Genomic DNA, 24,480 nt, shown 5'->3' with positions numbered 1-24,480 from the left:
TAGCCAAACCCAATGGTTTGGAGAGTCCAAGGTCTATAAGCTAAGGACGAGACAATCTCATCCACTCCGTAAAGGCCCGCCGCCCGGCCCGAGAATCCACCGTCCGGGGAGACATCACCTTGAGTAAACTGGACATCCAGCAAATTCCCGTCCTTTCAGACAACTACATCTACTTGGCTCGGTGCAAGGCGACGGGCGCCTGTGCCGTGGTCGATCCAGCGGAAGCCGAACCAGTCCTGGACAAGGCCCGCACGCTCGGCTGGACCATCACCCATATCCTCAACACTCACCACCATTTCGACCATACGGGGGGAAACGAGAGCATAAAGGCAGCCACGGGTGCCCTGATCGTCGGCTACGGTCCGGACGCTGAGCGCATTCCCGGTATCGACCAAACCGTGACCGATGGGGATTACATCAAGATCGGCGAGGCCAAGGCGGAGGTCATCGCAACCCCGGGCCATACCTTGGGCCATGTGTCTTATTGGTTTCCGGACAGCCACGCCCTCTTCTGCGGGGACACCTTGTTTTCTGCTGGCTGCGGCCGCTTGTTCGAGGGAACGGCGGGACAAATGTGGGAGTCCCTGATGCGCCTACGCGACCTCCCCGCCGAAACGCTGATCTTCTGCGCCCATGAATATACCCAGTCCAACATCACCTTTGCCCTGACCGTGGACCCCCGCAATCAAGCCCTGCGCGACCGCGCCGTTGAAGTCGATGCCCTGCGGGCCAAGGGACACCCCACCGTGCCCACGTTCCTGGGCCAGGAGCGAGCCTACAATCCCTTCCTCCGCGCCGATAAAGCGGATTTGCAGGCCGCACTCTCCATGGACGGAGCCGCAGCCGTCGATGTCTTCGCCACCACCCGCCTGAAAAAGGATCGGTTCTGACCATGACTCAAACAAAAATGCGCCTGCGCCACTCCCCGGCCTCGCCCTACGTGCGGAAGGTCATGGTTCTGGCCCATGAAACGGGTCTGATCGACTGCCTAGACCTGATTCCCACCTTGGTCTGGGAGGAAGACACGGATATCCAGGGCGACAACCCCCTGGGCAAGGTCCCGGCTTTGATCCTGCCCGACGGTACGGTTCTGCCCGAAAGCGTGATGATCTGCCTGTACTTGGATGACCTGCATGGGGAGGCCAAGCTTTTCCCCTCTTCTGGCGCGGCGCGCCTGGACGCCCTTCGCTGGCTCGCCCTTGGGGATGGCGTAACCGATGCGGCCCTCGCCCGCACAATCGAGTTCCATCGCCGCCCCGAACACGAACGGGGCACCTGGTGGCCCGAACGCATGAAACGGGCCGTTGATCGCACACTCAAGTTACTGGAAAAAGACGCATCCAAGTTGACGGACAGCTCTTTGACCATCGGTCACATCGCCATTGGTGCGGCTTTGGGATACCTGGACTTCCGCTTCGCCGACGAGTTCTGGCGAGACGATCATCCGGGACTGTCCGCTTGGTACGAGGATTTCGCAAAGCGGCCAAGCATGGTCGCGACAGCCCCCCCGAAAAGCGCGTGATTGTTTTTTCTCCCGTCTCGTCACCCACTTTTTGAATGATGGCTCAATCAAGAATGAAAGATCTAGACGTTTTAGGGCGTTCGCCTTCAGATCGTCAGGAAACTCTTAAGGTCTTTGGCCAACACTCCGAAACGTCGGATTGGGCTAAAGATCTCACCACAATTCCATAAAATCCACTGTTGATCGGGGACTGTTCCATGACGGACACCATCGCCAAGGATCGCGATGCAAGACTCGCCTTTTTAGGCCTCTCCGATCAATCCCGATCGGATCTGCGGGCCGCTTGGTCTCTCGTCCGCCCCCACCTGCCCAGCCTGATCGACGGGTTTTACGCCCATATCACCAGGAATCCAGATCTGGTGGCGATCCTGGACAAGGGACCCGAGATCCCAGTTCTCAAGACCAAGCAGGCAGAACATTGGGAAATCCTATTCAGCGGCTCCTTTGACGGTGATTTCTTCGAGCGGGCCAAACGGATCGGCGACGCCCACGCTCTGATCGGGCTGGACCCCCGCTACTATATCGCTGGCTACACCTTCTTCCTGCAACGGGTGCAAGAGGTCCTGATCCGGGGCAAGCACAAGCCCGAGAGCATGACCCGGCAGTTGAACGCGATTACCTCGGCAATCATGCTCGATATGGATTTGGCAATCAGTGCCTACAACACCAAGGGCGAAGTCGAAAAGGTCAAGGAACAGAGCCTTGCTGTGGTCGAAATGCTGGAACGGGAAATCCAGATGACCGTGGAAGACGTCGCCGCCCAGGCCGCGCATATGTCTGAAATGTCCCGCAGCCTCAAGGACGCGGCCCAGGCGCTGACCCAGCTGGTGGGGGAGGTGCGCGATGCCTCCAACGAAGCATCCGAAAACGTGGGCGCGGTCGCAGCAGCAACGGAGGAACTGAATGCCTCCAGTGCCGAGATCGCCCGTCAGGTCTCCGGTTCAGTACAGGTCACGGCCAAGGCGTCGGACGAGGCACAGGAAGCCCAAGCTCTGGTTGAAGGCCTCTCCGCCGCCGCCCAAAAAATCAGTGGCGTGGTCGACCTGATCAACACCATTGCCACTCAAACCAAAATGCTGGCCTTGAACGCCACCATCGAGGCCGCCCGGGCCGGTGATGCGGGTAAGGGGTTCGCCGTCGTGGCGAGCGAGGTAAAGTCACTGGCCAACCAAACCGAACAAGCCGTAAAGGACGTCAACGATCAGGTCGGGGGTGTCCGCTCCGCCACCGGCAAGGCCAACCAGGCCATCACGTCCATCGCCAAAAAAATCAACGAAGTGGACGATATGTCCGGGTCCATAGCCGCTGCGATCGAGGAGCAAAATGCCGCCACCGGCGAGATTGGCAGGTCCGCCGATCAGGCCTCCTCAGCCACGGGGCACGCTGCGGGATCCATTCAGGATGTGGCCCAGCAGGTCCAACAGTCAGAAGTGACCGCAACCAAGGTGGACGACCTTGCCGAGCTCGTCTCCAAAAGCATCCTGGATATGCGACGGAGGCTTGTCATTGTCGTCAGAAGCTCCTTTACGGGGAACAGACGCACCGAGGACCGCCTTGCCGCCGTGGAAGCCGTCCGTCTTCAATTGGGCGGCAAAACCTTCGACGGGTTCATCGCCGATCTCAGCCAGCGCGGCTGCATGGTGCTCCCGTCCGATCCCAAAATCGACCTGCCCAAAGTCGATCAGGCCATTTTGATCATGAAGGACGGTTTGAGCTTTTCCCTGGCCGTCATGGGCATGACCGAGACGGGTATTCATTGCCGTTTCCAAACCATCGATAAGGCCCAAAGCGACCGCGTTCGCAAAATCATGACAGAGGCCCAGGCCCAGAACGATCGTTACTCCAATCTGTGCCAGACCGCCGCGAACCAAGCAGCGGCCGCCCTTCAAAGCGCCTTGGATCAACGCCGCATTGCGGTTGAAGACCTTTTTGACGCCCAGTACGCGCCCGTTCATGGGTCGGATCCATTGCAGTTCACCACTCGCTACTCGGAGCTGACCGACAGCCTGTTTCCGGCCATTCAGGATCGGACTCTTGCTGCGGACCCGGCGATCCGCATGGTCTGTGCAACGGATCGGAATGGATATATTCCCACGCATAATGCGGCCTTCAGCAAGCCCCAGCGCCCCGGAGAAACGGAATGGAATTTGGCGAACAGCCGGAACCGGCGCATTTTCGACGACCGGCCGGGACTGGTTGCGGCGACCAATCAGCGGCCCATGTTGGTCCAGACCTATCCCCGGGTCTTGGACAGCGGACATATGGAACTGCTGAAGGAAATAGACTGCCCCATTCGGATTAATGATCGCCTTTGGGGCAATATGCGCCTCGCCTTCCTCCCCTAGATCACGTTGGGCCATTTCATGGCCACAGTACACGACAGGGAGAGTCCGTCACGGGGCATAAAAAAAGGGGGGTTTGGGGGCATTGGCCCCCAAATGGGCTTGGGCAATCGCCCAAAAAGACGAGACACTATGGCACTCTAAAGCGAGGTACGATGAAGGGCGCGGGCAGAGTGACCGCGAAGCCAACACCGGCTCATCACCTCTTCACTCAAGGCAACCGTTCGAGACGCTCGGTCATGCCCGGATGTGTGGAAAACCACGTCGTTTCCGCACAGGACCGCCCGCAGGTCTTAGCCAAGCGGGCGAGCATCGCCCCCAACAGCGCCGGATCCCGCCCCGTCTTCCGCAGCAAAGCCACGCCCCCATCATCGGCTTCCCGTTCAAAGTCCCGGGAATAGGCGTGATCCAACAACAAAACCGGAACACCGGCGGCTTCCTCAACGATTCCGCCCATGTCTCCCATCATTAACGTTATCACCACAGATAATCCCAAGGCTCTGGTGACCCTTCGAAGGGAATGGCGCTCCTTCAAATGGGCCACCTCATGGGCCAGCACCGCAATTATTTCATCGTCATTCTCGGTCAATCGCGCCAATTCATCGGTCAAAACAACCGGCCCCCCGGGCAGGGCGAGGGCATTGGGGCCAAATTGCGGCATGGATCGAAAAGCGAGGTCGATGTCCTCAGGCAGCCCTGCAGCGCGCAAAAGGGACCGGAAGCCAGCGGTCAGACGGGCACGCCGAGCCGCAGAGAGGGTCGTGGGCTCCGCAACCGATTGATCGAAGACCATCAGGCTCTGCTCCCCCAACATCCGCTCGAGAGGGAGCGGCACCAAAGAAGCTGCGGCATCCGTCGCCAAGGGAACACCCCACCGCAAGCCCATGACCAGGAATACGAGAAGACCGCCCAGAATAAGGCCGATACGAAAGCGAAACACCTCTGCCCAGGCGATGAGACGGCCCGGTGTCGCCATTCCCCCAGCCCGCAATAAAGCCGTCAGGACCCGACTGTCCGGCGCGAGAAAAACTTGCCCGTCGGGAAGAGTCAGGCGTCGAGGCACACCCGCAATGGGATCGCTCACCCGCGCCCGGGCGGCATCCACCTCCAAACGGCCCTCCGCCCAAACCAGACGGAGACGCCCCCCTTCTTCGGTCAAAGAGGCCGCAATCCCCCTGGCACTGTGCGCCTCCATCAACGTCCCCTGGACAGCCTTTGCCATCTGTTAAAGCCCCAGATCTATTGCGTCCAAAGCGAAGAATTCTGAGCCGAATGCACTTCCCGCGCCCTCCTGCGTGTCGACAAAAGCCTCGATATCCTGCCCGGGCAGAACATGCAGATTTTCCGTAGAATAACGCCAGAGCCGCACTGCGGCCCAGGGGTGCGCCAACCCGAGGGTCAAAGAGGTCGCGAGCGCATTGGTTACGACAATCCAGACGTATCGGCCCGGCCGCAGGGTTGACCGAAACCAGTGACCTCCCTCCAAAGTCAAGCCATTCACCACGATGTTGCGAACATGGGCACTGAAAACGGCTTTGGCCACCAAATACGGGGGGAAGAAAATCAGGAGGAGAAAGAAGAGCAGGAGAAAGAAGGGCTGGGAAAAGATGGGCACGGAGAGGCCGTACAAAGTACCGTACTGCTCCCAATTGCTTGCCAGCAGAGCCGTCCACACCAGCACTCCCCAGGCCACCAGAATCCCCAGAAAGGTGCCAACGGCCCAGCCCATGGCTTTGTAGAAGTCGGACAGCTTGGTTTCCGTTGAAAAGCGGGCCGTACCCAAATCGTGATTATCCGCCCAGAACCGTGCCACCACGCGCAGACCCATCGGAGCCAGGATAAAAAGACTGATCAGGCTCACAAAAGAAAAGATCACATAGGCGATAAAGGCCTGTCCCCACTCTCCGCGAAAATTGAAGCTTACGTTCCGCCAAACCGTATTTCTGGCATTAAACCTCAAAGACCGGCAAACAAGCCAAGGAAGAATGAAGAGATAGACGGTGAATAAGGCGATCCCACCTAGAGGGGAGAACTGCTGAACAACCGAAACAATCACAAAAGCCACAACAACCAGGATCCTGCCTAATAAAATAGCCCACGGAGATGCCGTATAATCAAGAGACCCTCCCAGAATAACTGTGTTTCCATAAAAGTATCGCAGGCGCCGAACTTTGGCCCAAGCGGACCAAATACCCAAAGTCAAGATTGTTAGAAGAATATTAACGATCCAAATCCCGAAGTAATCCTTCGTGTTTCCCGTAAACAGGAAAGTTTCTTTCTTCCGCCTCTCGACAGACTCAACACGGATCCCGTCCATTTCCATTCCCCTTAGAAAGTGCGCCAGATCCCAACTGAATATCGCGCGCGTGGCACGGGATTAAATGCACCTCTGTCAAACATACTAACCTGATTGGATCGTTGGCTCCGCTTAATCTAGATTCAACAAGTGATACCAAGGTGCGGTGAGTTTGACTCACCGCACCTTGGAAGCGACCAAGTGGCCGCAGCCCCTTATGGCGCGTAAAAGCCCGCCTGGCGTTTGAACGCAAGAAAAGCGGCGTGGGTTTAAACCCGCGCCGCTTGGTATTAGGCATCAAGGTCACGACCGATACGTGAAAAGAGTCGTCACTTTGTCACACCCAAGCCAGCGTTTCCTGCGTAAGCTGACAGGAACACAGTGCGAGCAGCTCAAAAAGGTAAGCCAAGTCACGCAAGGGAAGAAGGGATTAGACCATGGAGACACGACGCAGCCGCCCATCCAATGGGACCCATATCAACCCGACAGAAGAGCAAACCGTTACCCTGACTGTCGAGAATAATCGGGAAATTCGGATCCCCAGAGACATCCTTCACCTTTCAGGCAGCCAAGGGTCCTTGATGCGTGATGCATGGGAAACCGGCTTCTGGGATCGCACCGGATTCCATCCCGGACTCTAAGCGGTTTGTCCCACAGTACACGACGGTGTTTCGTGTTTTTTGGGCGATAGCCCAAGCCTATTTGAGGGCAAGTGCCCCCACCCAAACCCCCTTTTTTTAGGCAAAGCCCCGTGACGGGAAAATACCCTCTGTCGTGTACCGTGGGTTTGCCCGGAAAAGATGGCGATGGGTCCCTTGAAGAATCCGCCCCGGATCACGACTGCCCTCCAGATATCTCCGATGACCTAAAACAAACACCCGGCTCCTTTCAGAGCCGGGTGCTTTTGGGTCTCACTGGGATTGGGACGGTCCTACTGGCCGCCACCCAGGCTGTGAACATAAACCGCAACGGACTTGATATCGCTATCCTTCAGGCGACCCGACCAACCCGGCATCACACCGTTTTGGGGAGTCTTCATCTGGGACAGGATCGCCTCCTTATCTCCAAGAGTCCGATGCAAACCACTGTACAGCCAAATCTGGTTGTTCAGTGCCGGCCCACCCATGTCCTGGTTTCCATCCGCAATCGGACCTTCACCGGCCGACGCATGACAAACCGCACAGTTATCGCTGAAGAGAGCAGCGCCCGGGCCGGTGGCCGGACCACCCTGGGAAACGGAGACAATGTAGTCCGCCAGGGTGTTCAACTCGTCGTCCGACAGGTAGTCGAAGGACGGCATCTCGTTAAAGCGCGTATCGTCGTAGTTCACGCTGTCACGAATGCCATACTCAACGGTCTTGTAAATGGCGTCGGCACTACCGCCCCACAACCACTCATCGTCGGCCAAGGTCGGGTAACCATTGGTCCCTGCGCCACCGGACTGATGGCAGGGAGCACAGTTTTCCTTAAAGATCACTTCGCCCGCATGGTAGGCGTAGGTCCGCAAAGTATCGTCAGCCAGGATCGCCGACACATCCATTTTGTTGATCTGCTCGACCTTGTCCGCATGGAAGGTCTTGTAGGCCGCATCCATTTCCTGGACGATTTCGTTGCGGGTATGCCAGCCGAAAATGCCCGGGGTATAGGTGCTGCCCAAGGGAATCGCCGGATAAACCACCATATATCCGATAGCCCAAAGAATACATGCATAGAAGACCCAAACCCACCAACCCGGCAGGGGAGTATTCAATTCTTCAATTCCATCCCACTCGTGGCCAGTGGTCGACTGGCCGGAAATGGCGTCCTTTCTAGGAGTGCCCGCCATCTTATCGCTCCTCGTCTTGGTCGTCCCGCAAAGGGATCTCACCATATTTCTCGAATCGATCCTTATTCTTCGGCCAGAAGGCCCAAAGAATAATCCCCCCGAAAACCAGCATCAGCCACAGGCCCCAGAACTGGCGCAGAAAGTGCGATACGTCCGTGAGAAATTCCATGACCGATGCTTCTTTTCGATATCAAAGGGTTAAGATCAGCGGATCGCGTCAGCTGCGGCCGGATCGAACTTCGTGAAGTCCACCATGGTACCCAGGACCTGAAGGAAGGCGACCAGGGCATCCATTTCGGTGATCTTCTCGGGCTGGCCATCGAAGTCGCCCACGACCGCCTTTGGATAGCGGGCCAAAAGCGCGTCATGGTCGGCATCGGGAGTTGCTTGGGCCACGAAATCGGCCGTCGCGTTCTCCTCTTCCTCCGCAGTATAGGGCACACCCACCAGGGCGAGCGTCTTCATGTGCGCCGCAGCGTCATTGAAGGTCAGCTCAGTCTTCAGCAGATGGGGATACCCGGGCATGATCGACTCGGGAACGACGTCACGCGGATTGACCAAGTGACGGCGGTGCCACTCGTTGGAGTACTTGCCGCCCACCCGCGCCAGATCGGGACCCGTCCGTTTGGAGCTCCACTGGAAGGGGTGGTCGTACATGCTCTCCGCCGCCAGGGAATAGTGACCATACCGCTCCAACTCGTCGCGGAAGGGCCGGATCATCTGGCTGTGGCAGTTGTAACACCCCTCGCGGATATAAATGTTCCGCCCCGCGAGCTCAAGGGGGCTGTAAGGACGAACGCCCTCCACCTCCTCGATGGTGTTTTTGATGGTGAACAACGGAACAATCTCAACGAGACCGCCGATAATCACCGTGACGAAGATCCCCAAGACCAGTAACAGGACATTGGTTTCAATCTTCGCGTGTTGTTTGATGATGCTCATTCTTCACGCCCCCCCGTTTACTGCTGTGCGCCAGCGGCTGAACCAAGATAGGCCGCCTGGGGAGAGTCCTCACGGACATCGCCCTTAATGGTGCGATAGAAGTTGTAAACCATCACCAAAGAACCCAGGACGAACAGCACGCCGCCCGTGGCGCGGATGATGTAATAGGGGTGCATGGCTTCGACGGATTCGATGAAAGAGTACTGGAGGAAGCCCAGCTCATCGTAAGCACGCCACATCAGGCCCTGCATGATACCCGACACCCACATGGAGGTGATGTAGAGCACGATCCCGATGGTGGCGATCCAGAAGTGCAGGGACACCAGCTTCAGGGAGTAGAGAGAGCGACGCTTCCACAGGGCCGGAACCATGTAGTACAGGGCGCCAAAGGAAACGAAAGCCACCCAGCCCAGAGCACCGGAATGCACGTGGCCCACGGTCCAATCCGTGTAGTGGGACAGGGAGTTCACCGCCTTGATGGACATCATCGGACCTTCGAAGGTCGACATGCCGTAGAAGCCGACAGAGACCACCAGGAAGCGCAGAACGGGGTCGGTCCGCAGCTTGTCCCAGGCACCGGACAGGGTCATCAGGCCGTTGATCATGCCACCCCAGGAGGGCATCCACAGCATAATGGAGAAGGCCATACCAAGGGTCTGCGTCCAGTCGGGAAGCGCCGTGTAATGCAGGTGGTGCGGACCAGCCCAGATATACAGGAAGATCAGCGCCCAGAAGTGCACGATGGACAACCGGTAGGAATAGACCGGACGGTTGGCCTGCTTCGGCACGAAGTAGTACATGATACCCAGGAAGCCGGCGGTCAGGAAGAAACCAACGGCGTTGTGGCCATACCACCACTGGGTCATGGCATCCTGCACGCCGGAGAAGAAGCTGTAGCTCTTGATCCAGCTGTCACCGCCCAGCAAGGCGACGGGGATTGCCATGTTGTTGCCCAGGTGCAGCAGGGCAATGGTCACGATGAAAGCGAGGTAGAACCAGTTGGCCACATAGATGTGGGGTTCTTTCCGCTTCAGGATCGTGCCCACGAAGACCGCCAGATACAGCACCCAGACGACGGTCAGGTACAGATCGACGAACCACTCCGGCTCGGCATATTCCCGACCCTGGGTCACGCCCAGGACATATCCCAAGGCCGCCATCACGATGAACAGCTGGTAGCCCCAGAAAACGATGTTCCCCATTACGGGGCCGCCATAAAGGCTCGCCCGGCTGGTGCGCTGGACCACGAACAAAGACGTGCCCAGCAAAATGTTGCCCCCAAAGGCGAAGATCACCGCGGAGGTATGAAGGGGACGCAACCGACCAAAGGTTGTCCACTCCAGATCAAGGTTAAGGGCAGGAAAAGCCAGCTCCCAGGCGATGAAGTCGCCCGCCAAAAAGCCGATCACACCCCAGAAAACCGCCGCGAGGACGAACTTCTTGATCACGCCCTCGACGTAGGGCGTCGTGTCCGTCTGAGCGCCGTGCGCCATGGTCGCCTGCGTCAATGCCGCCTCCTGTATCGACCAATAGGAACCCCGGGGCACCATGCCCCCGGGCTTGTTTCCGCTACGAACGGTGTTTGACAGGAACCAAACCGCCCCAAAATCCGCGATGGGAAAAGTCATCTGGACGGGCATTTGGCCCCGTGAGCACTCCGTTCAAGCAATCCGTTCATCCCCAACGGATCCGGCCAGATCGGCGCGCCCCCCCTTTCTGTCAATCTCCCCCGCTTCAAGGATCAGCTCCGCGCAACGCCATCCCGAGCACCACGCGAAACACACCTGACCGGGGGCCAAGGTGGCGAGACTATGCCCGGCAACCCTCGCCACGCCATTGACATAAATCAAATCGCCGTCACATTTGAGGGAAGAACGCATGAAAAAACCAATTAAACCCAGGGGTTTCCCGCCCAGACTTCGGCGCGAATCCGCCTTATTTCGGAACCACGATGACCTCTCAAAGCCCTTCGGATGCGTCCAACGCCGACCCTCGCCCCATTCTGTCCATCGCTCCGGGACGGTCGAAACGCCTCCGGCAAGGACACCCCTGGCTGTTCTCCAATGAAGTGACCATGACAGCCGAGACCAAGGCCTTGCCCGCTGGATCCCTGGTCACCCTGCAGGATGCGGGCGGCGAGTCCCTTGGGGTGGCGACCTTCAGTCCCCATTCCCTGATTGCCGCCCGGCTTCTGGATGAGCGGACCGATGCCACCATCGACCAGAGCTGGGTTGGCGCCCGCCTCCACCGCGCCCTGGCCCTGCGCGCGGCTCTGTTCTCCACCCCCCATGGTCGCCTGATCCACGGGGAAGCGGACCAGTTTCCTGGGTTGATCGTCGACCGTTTGGGGGATGTTCTGGCTGTCCAGGCCAATACCGCCGGAATGGATCGACTGACGGAGGTTATCCTGGATGCCCTGGAAGCGCGCCTCTCCCCCCGGGCCATTGTTCTTGTCAACAACTCCCCCGTCCGCGTCTTGGAGGGTCTGCCCCAGGAGGTTCGCCTGGCCCGAGGGGCGCTCGACGGCCCTGTTCCGGTAGAAGAAAACGGCTTCACCTATCGGGCGGATCTGTTGGATGGTCAGAAAACGGGCTGGTTCTTCGACCAGCGACCCAACCGGGCCTTTGTCGCCGATCTCGCCAAGGGCCGAAGCGTCCTGGATGCATACACCTATGCGGGGGGATTCGGGCTGCTCTGCCTGGCCCGGGGCGCAACCTCGGCGACTCTCCTGGATCGTTCCGAACATGGATTGGACTTGGCCCGCATGGCCGCAAAAGCCGCAGGACTGGCGGACCACCTGACCACGGAAAAGGCGGAGGCCTTCTCGGCCCTGGAACGCATGGGCAAGGAAAAAAGGACCTTCGGAGTCGTGATCTGCGATCCCCCCGCCTTCGCCAAAAGCCGCAAGGACGTGGCTGGCGCCGCCAAGGGGTACCGCAAGGTCGCCCGCCTCGCCGCCCCCCTGGTGGAGCCCGGCGGCTTCCTGTTCCTGGCCTCCTGCAGCCACCATATGCCCACCGACCGCTTCCAGGACGAGTCGGCCAAGGGCATCGCCCAAGCGGGCCGGACCGGTCGCATTATCCGCTCAGGCGGTGCTGGGCCTGACCATCCGATCCATCCGGCCCTCCCCGAGTCCGCCTACCTCAAGACCCTGACTTGGGTTCTGGACTAGGGTGCTCCGAGATCAAATTGGGCCACTTCTTGGCCCAATTTGATCTCAAAGGCACTCTAAAATCTATGTAAATAGAGTGAAACGGGGCCAGCTTGCGCCTCATCAAGCCACCCCCGTTTCTGTTGATCTTGTCCAGGCTGCAGTGCCTGAAGGCTCCGAAACAGAGGACAATCGGTCTTGTATCCTCTACGGGGAAGGAGCATCTGAGGGACACCATGACATCCTCTCCAAGCGGTGCATCCACCGAACCCGACCCCACGACAGGCGCGATTGACCCGAAAACCCTCTCCCTATCCGCCGCATCGGGCGTGGGGGACGGGGGACCGGGTTTCACGCCTGACACCCCCGGCAGCTGGGCCGACCTGCCCCCCAACGTTCGCGGCGCGGTCTGGATGCTGGTGAGCGCCTTGGCCTTCACCATCATGGGGGTCTTTATCAAAATCACGGGCCAGAACCTGCATGCTTTCCAAATTGCGTTCTTCCGCTGTCTCTTTGGGCTTCTGGCCTTGACCCCCTTCATTGCGCGCATGGGGCCTGAGATTCTGCGCCCCAGTCGGCCGGGCTTGCATCTGATTCGCCTGTTCATTGGCACCACGGCCATGTTCAGCCTGTTTTACGCCGTGACCCATCTGCCCTTCGCCATGGTCATTGCCATCAGCTTCGCCCGCCCCCTATTCATGCTGGTGCTCGCTGCAGTGATCCTGGGCGAGCATGTGGGCTGGCGGCGGGGACTGGCCACGGGTGTCGGGTTCTGTGGCGTCTTGATCGTCCTGCGTCCCGACCCCGCCCATATGGAGTGGGTGGCTCTGGCTCCGGCCTTCTCAGCCCTGCTGATTGCCTGCGCCATGACCATCGTCGCCATCCTGTCGCGCAAGGACAAACCCCTGACCATCCTGACCTGGTTTGCCGTCGGATCCTCCTTGCTGACCCTGGGACCGGCCATTTATGTGTGGCAATGGCCCGATCCCTGGCTGTTCGCTGCCCTGCTTCTGGTTGGAGGGTTTGGCAGCCTGGGCCAGTTCATGGCCGTGAAGGCTTTTGGGTCTGCAGAGGCCTCCGCAGTCGGACCCTTTGAGTTTTCGCAAATCCTGTTTGCTGGGATCACGGGATTCCTGATCTTCGACGAGGTTCCCGACATCTGGACCTTCGTGGGCTCTGTGGTGATCGTCGGGTCGGCGCTCTATATCCTCTGGCGGGAAACGCGGCTAAAAAAAGAAGCCCGCAAGCCGGTATGAAGGCGTCCCTTCTCGGCCGTCCAAACGACGACAATCAAACCAATTAAGAGGAGAACTCATGGACGTTTCTGGCAAATCCGCCATCGTCACCGGTGGAGCGTCCGGCCTGGGTGCCGCCACCGCCGCCGTGCTCGCCGCAGCGGGCGCAAAAGTGGCGCTTTTTGACCGCGATCTGGACAAGGCCCATGCCCATGCCGGGGCCATTGGCGGCATGGCCGTCGCCTGCGATGTGACGGACGAAGTCTCTGTGGATGCCGCCCTGGATCAAGTGGCCGAGGCCCAAGGCGCGCCTCGGATCGCGGTCAATTGTGCGGGCATTGTGTCGGGCTCGCGTATTGTCGGGCGGAACGGCCCCTTCGACATGAGCGTCTTTCGCAAGACCATCGAGGTCAACCTGATCGGCACTTTTTGCATCATGAGCCGGGTTGCGGCTCGCATGGCGGTGCTGGACCCTCTGGAGGACGGGGAACGGGGTGTGATCGTCAACACCGCTTCCATCGCGGCCTTCGAAGGGCAGATCGGTCAGGCGGCTTATTCGGCGTCCAAGGGGGGCGTTGCTGCGCTCACCTTGCCCGCCGCCCGGGAATTCGTGAAGGCGGGCATTCGGGTGATGTGCATCGCCCCCGGCGTCTTTGAGACCCCCATGGTCTCCCAGGGCCTGAGTGACGAGATCCGCGAGGCTTTAATCGCCAAGTGTCAGTTCCCCGCCCGTCTCGGTCGGCCTGAGGAATATGGCAATCTGGTCTTGTCCATCTGCGGCAATAGCATGCTTAATGGTGAGGTTATCCGCCTGGATGGTGCCCAAAGGTTGGAGCCAAGGTAATCTTAGAGTGCCTTCGAGGCCAAGTTGGGCCAAGAAGTGGCCAAACTTGGCCTCGGAGCATTCTAGGGGCCCCTTCTCGCTTCTTTTGGGTTCGGAAAGGGGACATCTCTCAGGAGGGGAATTGATGAACTCGACGTATATGGCCAAATTCATGACTCTCATGCATGAGATCGGTATTTTAAATTATCAGAACACTGAGGTGAGCGGAGAACGAAATTTCTGCCATCAATATCTGGCAAGTCTTGATCACCCTGTCGTGCTCGATATTGGCGCCAACGTTGGCGGGTATAGTATGACCTGTCTTAGTGGTCAGGGACATGCTCGTATTTTTGCATTTGAACCCCATCCAATAACGTTTCGTACTCTTGAGGAAAACACAGCTCGCTTTGGCATTGCATGTTTCAATCTTGGCATGAGCGACCAAATAGGAACCCTCTCTTTGCATGATTATGCCGAAGAAGATGGAAGTAGTCATGCTTCTGTTTATCGCGAGGTATTTTCACTCATTCATAAAAAGCCTAGTGTTAGCCATGTTGTCCCCATGTCGACGGTTGATCAACAAGTCGAAATTTTGGGATTAGAAACAATTGATCTACTGAAGATTGATACGGAAGGCCACGAGATGGCCGTTCTCAAAGGAGCTGAAAAAACGATCCGCGCCAATCGCGTCAATGCAATTCAATTTGAGTTTAATGAGCATGCGATTTGTGCGCGAACGTTTTTCAGGGATTTCTGGGAATTCTTACCAGAGTATGATTTTTACCGCCTCCTTCCTGGTGGAGCGCTACACTTTGGCTTCTATTTCCCCCTTATTTGCGAAACCTATGCCTTTCAGAATATTATTTGCCTGAAGAAGGGAATAAAAATGCCTGTTCCCGTCATTGAGCTTGGTTGAGACTTGCGTGGAGTGTCGGGCAATCCAATCCGCCCGACACCCAACCTCCAGAGTCAGCGGGCGACCTGCTTGGCCTTATTGACCAGAACCTCGGCCTGCTTGACCGAAGCGTAATCGATCAGCTTGCCATTCAAGGTCACGGCACCCTTGCCTTCCTTCTCGGCCAGGGCCATGGCGTCCAGGATGGCCTGGGCCTGAGCCACTTCCTTCTCGCTGGGGCTGAACAGCTCGTTGGCCAGCGTGCTCTGACTGGGGTGGATGGCCCATTTGCCTTCGCAGCCCAAAACCGCCGCGCGCATGGCCTGGGCCTTGTACCCCTCTGCGTCCTTGATGTCACCGAAGGGGCCGTCGATCGGCCGCAACCCATGGGCCCGGGCCGCCACAACCATGCGAGCGATGGCATAATGCCACATGTCTCCCCAATAATAGGCACGGGAACCATCGGCCAAGGGATCTGTCAGCACGCCGTAGTCGGCGTTAGGACCGCCAATGTTGGTTGTCCGCGCCTTGGTCGAGGCGGCATAGTCGGCCACGCCGAAGTGGAGGGATTCATTGCGCGGGCTGGCTGCGGCGATCTCGTCCACATTGGCCATGCCCAGCGCCGTTTCGATGATCATCTCGAAGCCAATCCGCTTGGTGGCCTTGGTTGCGGCCTCAATCTGCGTAACCAGCATGTCCACGGCATAGACGTCTGCCGCCGTCCCAACCTTGGGGATCATGATCAGATCCAGTTTGTTCGGCGCGGCCTCCAAGACCTCAATCACATCCCGGTACATGTAATGGGTGTCGAGACCGTTGATCCGCAGGGACACAGTCTTTCCCGACCAGTCCAGGTCATGCAGGGCAGCGATGATGTTCTTGCGGGCCTGCTCCTTTTCCGAGGGCGCCACGGCGTCTTCCAGGTCGAGGAACACCACGTCGGCGTCGCCCGCGGCGGCCTTCTCCAGGAACTTGGTATTGGAACCGGGAACCGCCTGTTCGGAGCGGTTCAGGCGGGCCGGAGCCTGTTCGACAATCTTGAAGCTCATGGAAGGTCCTCGTCCTGATGTTATTCTTTGAAGAGCGAATCTATGCTCGGAAGAATGGTCGGGCGAATCCCGTTGTGCAAGCGCGAGACAATCATTGGAAAGCGGTTTCGCAATTTCCTGAAATATTCTTTCGCAAACCCTCCGGTGGGGCCGCAAACCCTCCGGTGGGGCCGCAAACCCTCCAGTGAGACGACTCAGACCGGAGAATTGGCGGCCTTGGGTTCAGCCCTGTCCCGCAAACCCAGAACGATGTCCTGGTAGTTGGGCTCGGAATCCGGATCAATGAAGCCATGGCGCACGGCAAAATCGATGATGGTCAGGTTAACGTTGAACTTGAACAACTCCGTTTCGCGTACGGTTTCCAGGACCCGAGATAAGGGCCAGAGAAAGAACTCCTCCGTCTCCCCATCCGTGTTCCGGGGCCGGAAGGATTCGGGTAATTCCAGGTCGTAGCAAAACAGGGTGTCCTGGCGGATCCCATTGGGTTGTTCCATGCAATAGGTGATCGCGCCCACGGCATGGGCTTGCATGGCCAAATCCGCTGGTAGATCCGCCTCTTCGGCGCATTCCTTGATCAGGTTTTGCCGCAGGGTCAGTCCCTCTGGCTGTCCACCGGCGACGATATTATCAAACTTCCCCGGGGCGACGGCTTTGTCACGCGCCCTTCGCCCGACCCAGAGACGCATCTCCTGGCCCCGACCGACGAAACCGTTCAGGTGAACCCCATGGGACCGGACGCCGAAGGTGGGCACCACGGCTCGATCCAGGGAAAACAGGGTGGGTTCGCCCCACCCCTGAGCAACCTTGTAGATCTCGCCCCGAGGCGCAGGAACAACCCCATCCTCCGCCAGACGGGCGACCACATCAGCGACGGCGCGGGTTCTCGTCTCCGGGGCGCGCAGAGACGTTGCCAGGGACACACGGTCCATGCGGCAGTCAAAGACCTTGGGGAAGGCCTTCAGCCGTTCCGCCAAGGGGCGCCGAATCCAGCCGACGGGACGGCCATCCACGACAAACCGATTGAAACCGGACAGATCATGGACATTGCAGGCGCGTATGTGGCGAAGAAAACCCATGGGAACATCGTATCCTTGGCCTCGAGGAAGCGCCGACAAGGGAACCGACGCGGATCGCGCGGGTTGGTCTTCACATCTGGGACAGGCCAAACCCAACCATTGCTTATGTAAGTGGAGCTTGGCCCAGATGAAAGCAATGGGTCGTCCGAGCGAAAGCCGTCCATTTCGCGCAGCTTTTCAAAAAGACGACCTGCGTGGCCTCCCCTTGTGATAGGCGTCACAGCCCTAGAGAAATTCAACTTATAGGATGGAAATGGCGAATTGTTTTCATTCTTATCTGACATAAAAAGGTCGATGAGCCTAGCGGGCCCGATTGACGGGAGCAGGACCCCAAGACTGGGAGGTTGAAATGCAACAGTCTCAATCAAGTCAAGGCATGCTTCACAACGGGCTCGCCATTCTGGCCGCCTTAGGGCTGGCCTCTGTCCTCGGCATCCCCGTCTATGAAGATTACCAACAGGTGATGTCCGTGGCCCAACGTCATGGGCCTGTCATCAACCCCTTGGCGACCCTGGGCACCTACGGCCTCGGCCCCCTATCGGGGCTCATGCTTTTTGTGATTTCCGCGCCAATCATCATCACCGGCGCTCCAACCCTTCTGACCAAGCTGGTCGGTGTGACCATCGGCTTTCTCGTCAGCGCCGCCCTCTCCATGGTCGCAGTCCTTACCGAGCGGGGAGAGACCCTGGCCGCCGTTACCCTAGGCGGTATCTCCCTTTTGATCCTGGTTGCGGTTTTCGGGCAGCGGGGCCGCATGGCCCGATCCCGGGCCCTGGCGACCCAACGACTGGTGGCGGAAACGGTCCACATTATCAGTCAAGTCACTCGCAAGAGCAGAAGTGGCGAAACGTCCCAGACTCCATTGAGCGGGGACAGCGATCAGCCCCCTGGCCGAGAGGACCTAACGGACCCGACGTCGACCTTTCACATGACGGCCTTCGTCGACCGGCTCGTCATGGGGCTGATCTGGCAGGCCTCCGCGCAAAAAGACCCGCGGATTTTCCGAGATCTGATGTTGGACGGTCTGAAAGAGATTCGTGATAATTTCGCAGACAATAGAATCACCGACCCCCAAGGGTCTGCCACCAAGATTGCGAGCCTTTACTTGGATAGACTGGACCGGCACTTCGCCACCACGCAGGTGGCCCCCACTTGGTCTGAATTACTGGGTCAACCGAGCCCTCCCATATCAAGACAGCGGGCGACAAACAGCACCGGTAGAATGAATGGCATCGGGTAGAAAATCGCCACGGCGACAGAACCCCCCTTCCAATCGATTGGGATTTTGTTTACCGTTCCCTGTTTCGAGTCCCAAGAGCCAATCCGAAATGCCCCTCATTATTTCAATCGTTCCAAGTGGCGGGTTCAGGGGCCGCTTGGCGCATTTTCATGCTTTCACACCAGAAAAGGGCATACCATACTATCGCCATGCACCTCACCCCTGGCCAGCGAGGCCCAGGAGCCGTAAGGTCCGTGGTTCAAGCAATTCCCTGTCGTGGGGGAACCATTCGCGACGACGATTGTTTCCCTAGAATGGCTTCAGACCTGTTTAGACAAACTGGTTCAGATGCCGCCGCCTTGATTCCGTTTCCGTTCTTCAAGGTGAACGTATGGTCCGGGACCCTCGGCCCCCTTTTCGCTCGCTGATTCGAAAGAGTCGCCATCGTGTTTGGCCCGCTTCTTCCATTTTTGTCCGCCATGGGACTTTCCCTCTTCTGGCTGATTGTCTTTTCCCTTTCCGTATCCAACGGATCGGACTGGCCCGGATTGGGGGGGTTGTCCCCCATCGGTTTGGCTGCAGTTATCGCTGCGGCCGTTCTACCCATGGCTCTGATCTGGGCTGTGACGGCGGTGGTCGCCCAGACCCTGAGGGCGTCACTGCATGGGAAACCCCGTCGTCGCCATCGCGGAGGTGACGATTCAGAAAGTCTGGCCCGCACAGTTATCATGATGCAGGAACAGGCCAGACGGCGCGCCTTTCTGGACAGCGCAGACATGGGACTGCAGGACCTCTGCGCCCATTTGACGCAAATCATGGACCGCCTGGACATCATTGACCGGGCCGAGTTGGAAACCCAATGGGCCCTGACCTCTGCGGGCTACCCCTGGGCTATCCCAAACACCCTGCTCTATTGTGCGGAGAAATCAGGACCCGGGTTTGCTGATCTGCTGGCCGAACGGTTGGCAGAGGACGGCCCCAGCGCAGCGGCCCTGCAACGTTTTTTGAGGCGCCATGCCCTGCTTGAAGAGCTCTCGCGCACGCACGACGAAGACCGACTGCTGCGGGCCATCCTGGAGGATGGCCCTATGGAGCGGGTGGCGCTGATGCTGGAAGACGTCGATATTCGCATGCGCGCCCTGCTGGAAGGCGTGCAACCGACCGCGACCGCTCACCTTTCCTCCGCGCAAGACACCAGCGATCCATACAGTGATGACGATTTCAATGCCGCGATGATCGATCCCCAGGAAGCCCTGGATAGCTTTGAGGGTGTTGACGGGAACGGAAAAGGGGACAATTTCGGGAACGAAGATCCAGACAGGAACAACGGGGATCCGGACAGGAGCGAGGACGAGAAGGACCAGGAAGACCGGATTGGGGACATGGATCACGCCAAGGATCGGGACTGGATAACGGAGGAGGAGAACGCCCCCCTTCCCCCCCGCCAGCACAGCCCCCCCCGGGCCACGAAGACAACAACCGTATCCCATGGACGCTTGGCCGAACGCCTGAAGACAGTCGAAGCTCCCCCTGCCGGAGGCCGCGCCGCCCCCGAACCCAAGGAAACGGCGGAGGATATCGCCCGTCGACTGCCTTATCCCCCGCTCAGCGGATCCGATATGGCAAGCATCCAGGAAAGGGTTGCACGGTCCCTGTCCCGTTCCACCCTGACCCCGAGTCAGAACGAGCACCCCAACGGAAAGGAATGGGCGGCTGCCTCGGCCTCTCCCCCCCGGCTCTCTAACCAATTCGACATGTTCGGCGATCCGGATTCATCCCGCGAAGATTGGGAGGTCGATATTGAACCCATCAGCGGCAAGGCGCCACCCACCTCCCACGACGCCTGACAAAGGAAGAAGCCCATGGGGCTGATCGACGGTTTCTGGAACAAATTACTGGGCGATCCGAAAAAGCCGGGGGGCAACAAACCCCTGGTCAAGGCAGCGGCCCGAGATGCGGCCTTAGGCAAGCGGCCCAAAAAAGCCCAGAAAAAAACAAAGGGCACACCACCTTCCGCCCCCTCTGCTACGACTGCCCCCCCTGAGGATGCGCCTCCCGAGGTTGTCGGAGATGCCCGAACAGAGGCGATGGAGGCTATCCGGACGAACCAAGCCCGAATCATGACGCCGGAACGGGAAAAACTGATTAGCGACGCGCTCGCGGTTCACCGCGCGAAACAAAAAATCCTCGCCGACTTATCCGACGAAGACCGCCGCAAGCTGATGGTGACTGCTATGCGAGCCCTATTGAACGAAGGCAAGGATACGGATAAATAGCGCCATTACTGACTCCCAATCATAGGGAGACAGGGTTCCCTTATGCGGGAATATTTTTCGCCTGTGATGATTGGATTTTTCTGGCACAGCCAGAGAGGCCAAGCTAAACAAAAGGGGGTATGCAGTTGAACAAGGACAGGCGGTACTGATACGTTTGGCCCAAATGGGTATTGAAATGAACGAAAAATCCGATCTGATGATCTTGCGCAAGGAAGTGTTCGGCCTGTTCGAGCACATCCAAAAGATCCGGCGGGAAATTGCCTCCATCCACCGTCCAGGCCAGGAGAGCGACCGCTTTACAAGCATGTCTGACGAACTGGACGCCATTGTCTCCTCCACGGAATCCGCAACAAATTCCATAATGGAAGCGGCGGAAAATTTGGATGCCATTACCAATTCAGTCAATGGAAAGGTCACGGATCCGGATATCAAGGCAGAATTGGGTAGGGCTCCGGATTTGGTTGGTCAAATTTTCGAAGCCTGCTCCTTTCAGGACATCACCGGTCAGCGGATCACCAAGGTGGTCACGTCCCTACAATTCATCGAATCGCGGGTGCACAACCTCATTACCATGTGGGGCGAGGAAGCCATCGCCGACCAAACGGTGGACGAAGACGAAAACGGCGATAAAGATGCCGACCACAAACTCCTGCACGGCCCCCAACTGGAGGGGCATGGTGTGTCCCAAGCGGACGTTGACGCCATGTTTGCCGGTGGGGCCCCTCCCCTGGCCAAGTCCAAAGACAAGCGGCCAGAAAGCAAAGCCCTGCCCCGGCCCAAAAGCAAGGCAAAACCGAAACCGGCTGCGGCCCCTGCAGGGGAGGGTTTAGGGCAGGGCGATATCGACAAACTCTTCGATTGATCCTGGGAAATGGGGCAGACGGATCGAACGGAACGATCCCGCTTTTCTTTCCTCGGGTTTTGCCAATACTGCCTGCATCCAAGCCTGTCATGTTGAATCGGTCTGACAGCACCGCCAGGGAACTGATTCCGATCAAAGGCAATTTGACACGCGGAATTCCGCGATTTCACTTGACCCATCCTGGGGGCTCGGGTAGAACCCGCCTCTCTTCGAATTCAAAAACCGCTTTTATAAGAGGACCGACACATGTCCCGTCGTTGCGCCGTAACCGGCAAGGGCGTACAGGCCGGCAACAATGTCAGCCACTCCAACATCAAGTCCCGCCGCCGGTTCCTGCCGAACCTGCAGGTGAACTCGCTGATGAGCGACCTGCTGAAGCAGCCCGTTCGTCTGCGCCTGTCCACCCACGGACTGCGTACCATTGAGCATAAGGGTGGCCTCGACGCCTTCTTGATGTCGACTCCCTCGGCTAAGCTGCCGCTGGAGCTGCGCAAAGTGAAGCGCCGCATAGCGAAAGCCCAGGCTGCGGCCTGATCGCTGATCTCGGGTTATCTTGGTGGAAAGTGATTCGCTTCCACCGGCAGCAGTCTACAGCACAGCACTCAAAAAGGCCCGTCGTTGATCGCCGGGCCTTTTGCATATCCGAGACGCATTTTGTCACCATGTAGGGACAAAGTTGCTACTCTTCAGATGATTGTCCATATTCCGTGTTCAGTGTCTCCTAAGATCAATGGCTTCCCCTTGCCTGAGATTTCCAGAAAACTACCGGGCAGAAGAAGAAACTCACATTTTGGGAGACAAACCATGACCCCGCTCATGCCCCCGGCCAGCCTTTTCCTCTCCCATGGCTCGCCCACCCTTCTGATTGAGAAGGAAACACCGACCCACAGCTTCCTGCGCAGCCTGGCCCCGGTCGTTGCTCAGGCCAAGGCCCTGTTGATGGTCAGCGCCCATTGGATGACCCAAGAGGTCCAGGTGGGAGGCGCCGCGACGCCGGAAACGATCCATGACTTTTATGGGTTTCCCCCCGCCCTCTACACGATCGGCCACCCGGCCCAAGGCGCCCCTGAGATCGCCGCCAAAACCGCCGCCCTGCTGCGCGACGCGGGGTATGCCGCAACCGTCGACGACCACCAGGGGCTCGACCACGGAGCCTGGACGCCTCTGCGGCTGATGGACCCGGACGCGCACCTGCCCGTCTTCCAGCTGTCCGTCCTGCACCGGGGGAGTGCTGCCGACCACCTTGCCTTGGGCCGGGCGCTGTCTCCCCTGACTCGGGAAGGGGTGCTGGTTATCGGTTCTGGCGCCATCACCCATGACCTGCGGACCTTCCGCGGTCAGCCGGTGGATGCCCCCCCGGAAAAAGACACGCGTGCCTTCGCCGATTGGATCGCCCAGCGAACCGAAACCAAGGACCTGGAGGCCCTGCTGAACTACCGCGCCCAGGCCCCCTTCGCTCAGCGCCACCACCCCACGGATGAGCACCTGATGCCCTTCTATGTCGCCCTGGGGGCCGCTGGAGAGGGGGCGACGGGCACCCGGCTCCATGATGGCACGACACACTCCATGCTGGCCATGGACGCCTATGCCTTCCACCCGGCGGCGGCGCGGATCGCAGCCTGAGCCCGCACCAAACCCGGACCGCTCCGCGTTTACATCAACCCAGAGAACAAATCCGGCGGATCTGCCTCGGCCATGCCATGCAGATCCGCCACCCCGACACCAATCAACCGGTACCTGCGACCATCGACTTCCCGCTCCAACAGACGGTGGGCGGCCCGTGTGATGACATCGGCCCGAATGGTGGGGTCGGAGAGACGGACCTGTCGGGTCAAGGTCCGGAACTCCGCCGTTTTCAGTTTCAGAACCACTGTGGCTCCACTGACGTCCCGCCGCTCCAATGCCCTGGCAACCCGAGCCGCCAGGGCATGAAGGTGATCGGCCAAATCCTCCAGTCGATGCAGATCCTGGGAAAAGGTCGTCTCGGCGGATAAACTTTTGGGATCCCGGTCCGGCGTGATCATCCGGCTGCCCCGCCCCCAGGCATGGGCGTGCAAAGAACGACCATGCTTGCCAAACCGGGCGATCAAGGCATCGGGAGACTGCCGCTGCAGGTCACCAATCAGGTGAAGACCCATGGCCTGCAGTTTGCCTTCCGTCACCTTGCCCACCCCGTGGATCCGGCTTACAGGCAGGGGAGCAAGCAAGGCTGGGGCCTCTTCCGGATCGATCACCGTGAACCCCCGGGGCTTGTCCATGTCACTGGCCAATTTGGCCAGAAAGCGGTTTTCCGACAGCCCGATGGAAACGGAAATCCCCACCTCTTGCTCCACCCTCCGGGCAATTTCCGCCAGACTGACTGCAGGTGGGCGATCGAACCGATGCTCCTCGACCGAAAGGTCCAGATAGGCCTCATCCAGAGACAGGGGCTCCAGTCGATCTGTCGCCTCCATCATGATGGCTCGAACCTGGGCTGACACCCGCTTGTATTTCGCCATATCTGGTGGAATCACAACGGCATCGGGACAGAGTTCCAAACATTTGAACATGGGCATGGCCGACCGCGCGCCGAAGCGACGGGCAATGTAGCACGCCGTCGTGGCCACACCTCGGCCACCGGGGTGGCCTACAATTAAAGGCTTGTCCCTTAGGGCCGGGTTGTCCCGCTTTTCAACCGAAGCATAAAACGCGTCACAATCGATATGGGCAATGTCCATCCGGGCAAGCCGAACATGGCCCACCACCCGCATCGACCCGCATCTTGGGCATAGGCGTGTCAGCGTATCCAGATCCAGCAGACAATCCCGGCACAGGGCCTTCATGGACGGCGCCCCTTTACAATAGAGCCAAACTCTCGGTACGTTCCGTTAATGTACACGAAATGTTCTCGTCGCGGAAGCCTGCGGTTTGCCGAAGCTTCGGGATACGATCCCAAGGGAAAAACCGACGTGATTGGATCGTGGGAAA

The 24,480-nt window shown here is 58.7% G+C and carries 23 protein-coding genes; 13 read left to right on the top strand and 10 right to left on the bottom strand.

The window, feature by feature from the left end; all coding sequences use genetic code 11:
- Positions 1-119 precede the first annotated feature (119 nt).
- The 3 genes from gloB (at position 120) to ACLIRY_RS07410 (ending at position 3,867) form a co-directional block, all read left to right on the top strand.
- Positions 120-890, top strand: coding sequence for a hydroxyacylglutathione hydrolase (gene gloB, locus ACLIRY_RS07420; protein WP_413204725.1), 771 nt, complete (start codon positions 120-122; stop codon positions 888-890).
- Between the two features lie 2 nt (positions 891-892).
- Entirely contained in the window at positions 893-1,522 is a 630-nt protein-coding gene (locus ACLIRY_RS07415; RefSeq protein WP_413204724.1) for a glutathione S-transferase, read from the top strand.
- Positions 1,523-1,719: 197 nt separating this feature from the next.
- Positions 1,720-3,867, top strand: a complete 2,148-nt coding sequence (locus ACLIRY_RS07410) for a protoglobin domain-containing protein (protein WP_413204723.1) — start codon at positions 1,720-1,722, stop codon at positions 3,865-3,867.
- 208 nt (positions 3,868-4,075) lie between these two features.
- Here the strand turns inward: ACLIRY_RS07410 and ACLIRY_RS07405 are convergent, their stop codons facing one another.
- The 7 genes from ACLIRY_RS07405 to ACLIRY_RS07375 form a co-directional block, all read right to left on the bottom strand.
- Positions 4,076-5,086, bottom strand: a complete 1,011-nt coding sequence (locus ACLIRY_RS07405) for a M48 family metallopeptidase (protein ID WP_413204722.1) — start codon at positions 5,084-5,086, stop codon at positions 4,076-4,078.
- A 3-nt stretch (positions 5,087-5,089) separates the two neighbouring features.
- Positions 5,090-6,181 carry a YjgN family protein gene (locus ACLIRY_RS07400; RefSeq protein ID WP_413204721.1) on the bottom strand — a complete coding sequence of 364 codons (1,092 nt, stop codon included), beginning with the start codon at positions 6,179-6,181 and terminating at the stop codon, positions 5,090-5,092.
- Positions 6,182-7,091: 910 nt separating this feature from the next.
- Complete coding sequence (ccoP, locus tag ACLIRY_RS07395; RefSeq protein ID WP_413204720.1) at positions 7,092-7,985, bottom strand: cytochrome-c oxidase, cbb3-type subunit III; 894 nt, start codon at positions 7,983-7,985, stop codon at positions 7,092-7,094.
- A 1-nt stretch (position 7,986) separates the two neighbouring features.
- Complete coding sequence (locus ACLIRY_RS07390) at positions 7,987-8,154, bottom strand: cbb3-type cytochrome c oxidase subunit 3 (RefSeq protein WP_413204719.1); 168 nt, start codon at positions 8,152-8,154, stop codon at positions 7,987-7,989.
- Between the two features lie 35 nt (positions 8,155-8,189).
- On the bottom strand, positions 8,190-8,927 hold the full coding sequence (gene ccoO / locus ACLIRY_RS07385) for a cytochrome-c oxidase, cbb3-type subunit II (protein ID WP_413204718.1): 738 nt from the start codon (positions 8,925-8,927) through the stop codon (positions 8,190-8,192).
- A 17-nt stretch (positions 8,928-8,944) separates the two neighbouring features.
- Positions 8,945-10,435 (bottom strand): cytochrome-c oxidase, cbb3-type subunit I, encoded by a 1,491-nt coding sequence (gene ccoN / locus ACLIRY_RS07380; protein WP_413204717.1) that lies wholly within the window; start codon positions 10,433-10,435, stop codon positions 8,945-8,947.
- Positions 10,436-10,588: 153 nt separating this feature from the next.
- Positions 10,589-10,807 (bottom strand): hypothetical protein, encoded by a 219-nt coding sequence (locus tag ACLIRY_RS07375; protein WP_413204716.1) that lies wholly within the window; start codon positions 10,805-10,807, stop codon positions 10,589-10,591.
- 71 nt (positions 10,808-10,878) lie between these two features.
- On the opposite strand from ACLIRY_RS07375, the gene ACLIRY_RS07370 reads away from it, so the two are divergent.
- The 4 genes from ACLIRY_RS07370 (at position 10,879) to ACLIRY_RS07355 (ending at position 15,052) form a co-directional block, all read left to right on the top strand.
- Positions 10,879-12,099 (top strand): class I SAM-dependent rRNA methyltransferase, encoded by a 1,221-nt coding sequence (locus ACLIRY_RS07370; protein WP_413204715.1) that lies wholly within the window; start codon positions 10,879-10,881, stop codon positions 12,097-12,099.
- Between the two features lie 215 nt (positions 12,100-12,314).
- Complete coding sequence (locus ACLIRY_RS07365; RefSeq protein ID WP_413204714.1) at positions 12,315-13,334, top strand: DMT family transporter; 1,020 nt, start codon at positions 12,315-12,317, stop codon at positions 13,332-13,334.
- 58 nt (positions 13,335-13,392) lie between these two features.
- The gene (locus ACLIRY_RS07360; RefSeq protein ID WP_413204713.1) at positions 13,393-14,157 is read left to right on the top strand and encodes an SDR family NAD(P)-dependent oxidoreductase; all 765 of its coding nucleotides are present in this window, start codon (positions 13,393-13,395) and stop codon (positions 14,155-14,157) included.
- 139 nt (positions 14,158-14,296) lie between these two features.
- Entirely contained in the window at positions 14,297-15,052 is a 756-nt protein-coding gene (locus tag ACLIRY_RS07355) for an FkbM family methyltransferase (RefSeq protein WP_413204712.1), read from the top strand.
- A 53-nt stretch (positions 15,053-15,105) separates the two neighbouring features.
- Here the strand turns inward: ACLIRY_RS07355 and ACLIRY_RS07350 are convergent, their stop codons facing one another.
- A complete protein-coding gene (locus tag ACLIRY_RS07350) occupies positions 15,106-16,080 on the bottom strand; it encodes an HpcH/HpaI aldolase/citrate lyase family protein (RefSeq protein ID WP_413204711.1) in 975 nt (324 codons plus the stop codon).
- Between the two features lie 194 nt (positions 16,081-16,274).
- The gene (locus ACLIRY_RS07345; RefSeq protein WP_413204710.1) at positions 16,275-17,156 is read right to left on the bottom strand and encodes a DUF4743 domain-containing protein; all 882 of its coding nucleotides are present in this window, start codon (positions 17,154-17,156) and stop codon (positions 16,275-16,277) included.
- 376 nt (positions 17,157-17,532) lie between these two features.
- Between ACLIRY_RS07345 and ACLIRY_RS07340 the strand changes: the two genes are divergently transcribed.
- The 6 genes from ACLIRY_RS07340 to ACLIRY_RS07315 all read left to right on the top strand — a co-directional run bounded on the left by ACLIRY_RS07340 (position 17,533) and on the right by ACLIRY_RS07315 (position 23,136).
- Positions 17,533-18,396 carry a hypothetical protein gene (locus ACLIRY_RS07340; protein WP_413204709.1) on the top strand — a complete coding sequence of 288 codons (864 nt, stop codon included), beginning with the start codon at positions 17,533-17,535 and terminating at the stop codon, positions 18,394-18,396.
- Between the two features lie 458 nt (positions 18,397-18,854).
- Positions 18,855-20,222, top strand: a complete 1,368-nt coding sequence (locus tag ACLIRY_RS07335; RefSeq protein WP_413204708.1) for a hypothetical protein — start codon at positions 18,855-18,857, stop codon at positions 20,220-20,222.
- Positions 20,223-20,237: 15 nt separating this feature from the next.
- Positions 20,238-20,651 carry a hypothetical protein gene (locus ACLIRY_RS07330; protein WP_413204707.1) on the top strand — a complete coding sequence of 138 codons (414 nt, stop codon included), beginning with the start codon at positions 20,238-20,240 and terminating at the stop codon, positions 20,649-20,651.
- Positions 20,652-20,826: 175 nt separating this feature from the next.
- On the top strand, positions 20,827-21,513 hold the full coding sequence (locus tag ACLIRY_RS07325; protein ID WP_413204706.1) for a protein phosphatase CheZ: 687 nt from the start codon (positions 20,827-20,829) through the stop codon (positions 21,511-21,513).
- Between the two features lie 246 nt (positions 21,514-21,759).
- The gene (gene rpmB, locus ACLIRY_RS07320) at positions 21,760-22,047 is read left to right on the top strand and encodes a 50S ribosomal protein L28 (protein WP_413204705.1); all 288 of its coding nucleotides are present in this window, start codon (positions 21,760-21,762) and stop codon (positions 22,045-22,047) included.
- 270 nt (positions 22,048-22,317) lie between these two features.
- The gene (locus ACLIRY_RS07315; protein ID WP_413204704.1) at positions 22,318-23,136 is read left to right on the top strand and encodes a DODA-type extradiol aromatic ring-opening family dioxygenase; all 819 of its coding nucleotides are present in this window, start codon (positions 22,318-22,320) and stop codon (positions 23,134-23,136) included.
- 29 nt (positions 23,137-23,165) lie between these two features.
- Here ACLIRY_RS07315 and ACLIRY_RS07310 read toward each other — a convergent pair whose 3' ends face one another.
- Positions 23,166-24,335 (bottom strand): DNA polymerase IV, encoded by a 1,170-nt coding sequence (locus ACLIRY_RS07310; RefSeq protein ID WP_413204703.1) that lies wholly within the window; start codon positions 24,333-24,335, stop codon positions 23,166-23,168.
- Positions 24,336-24,480: the final 145 nt, after the last annotated feature.

The sequence above is a fragment of the Rhodospirillum sp. A1_3_36 genome (assembly GCF_047263945.1).
Taxonomy (GTDB): domain Bacteria; phylum Pseudomonadota; class Alphaproteobacteria; order Rhodospirillales; family Rhodospirillaceae; genus Rhodospirillum.
The sequence above is the reverse complement of the archived record's forward strand: the minus strand, read 5'-3'. Positions and strand labels throughout refer to the sequence as shown.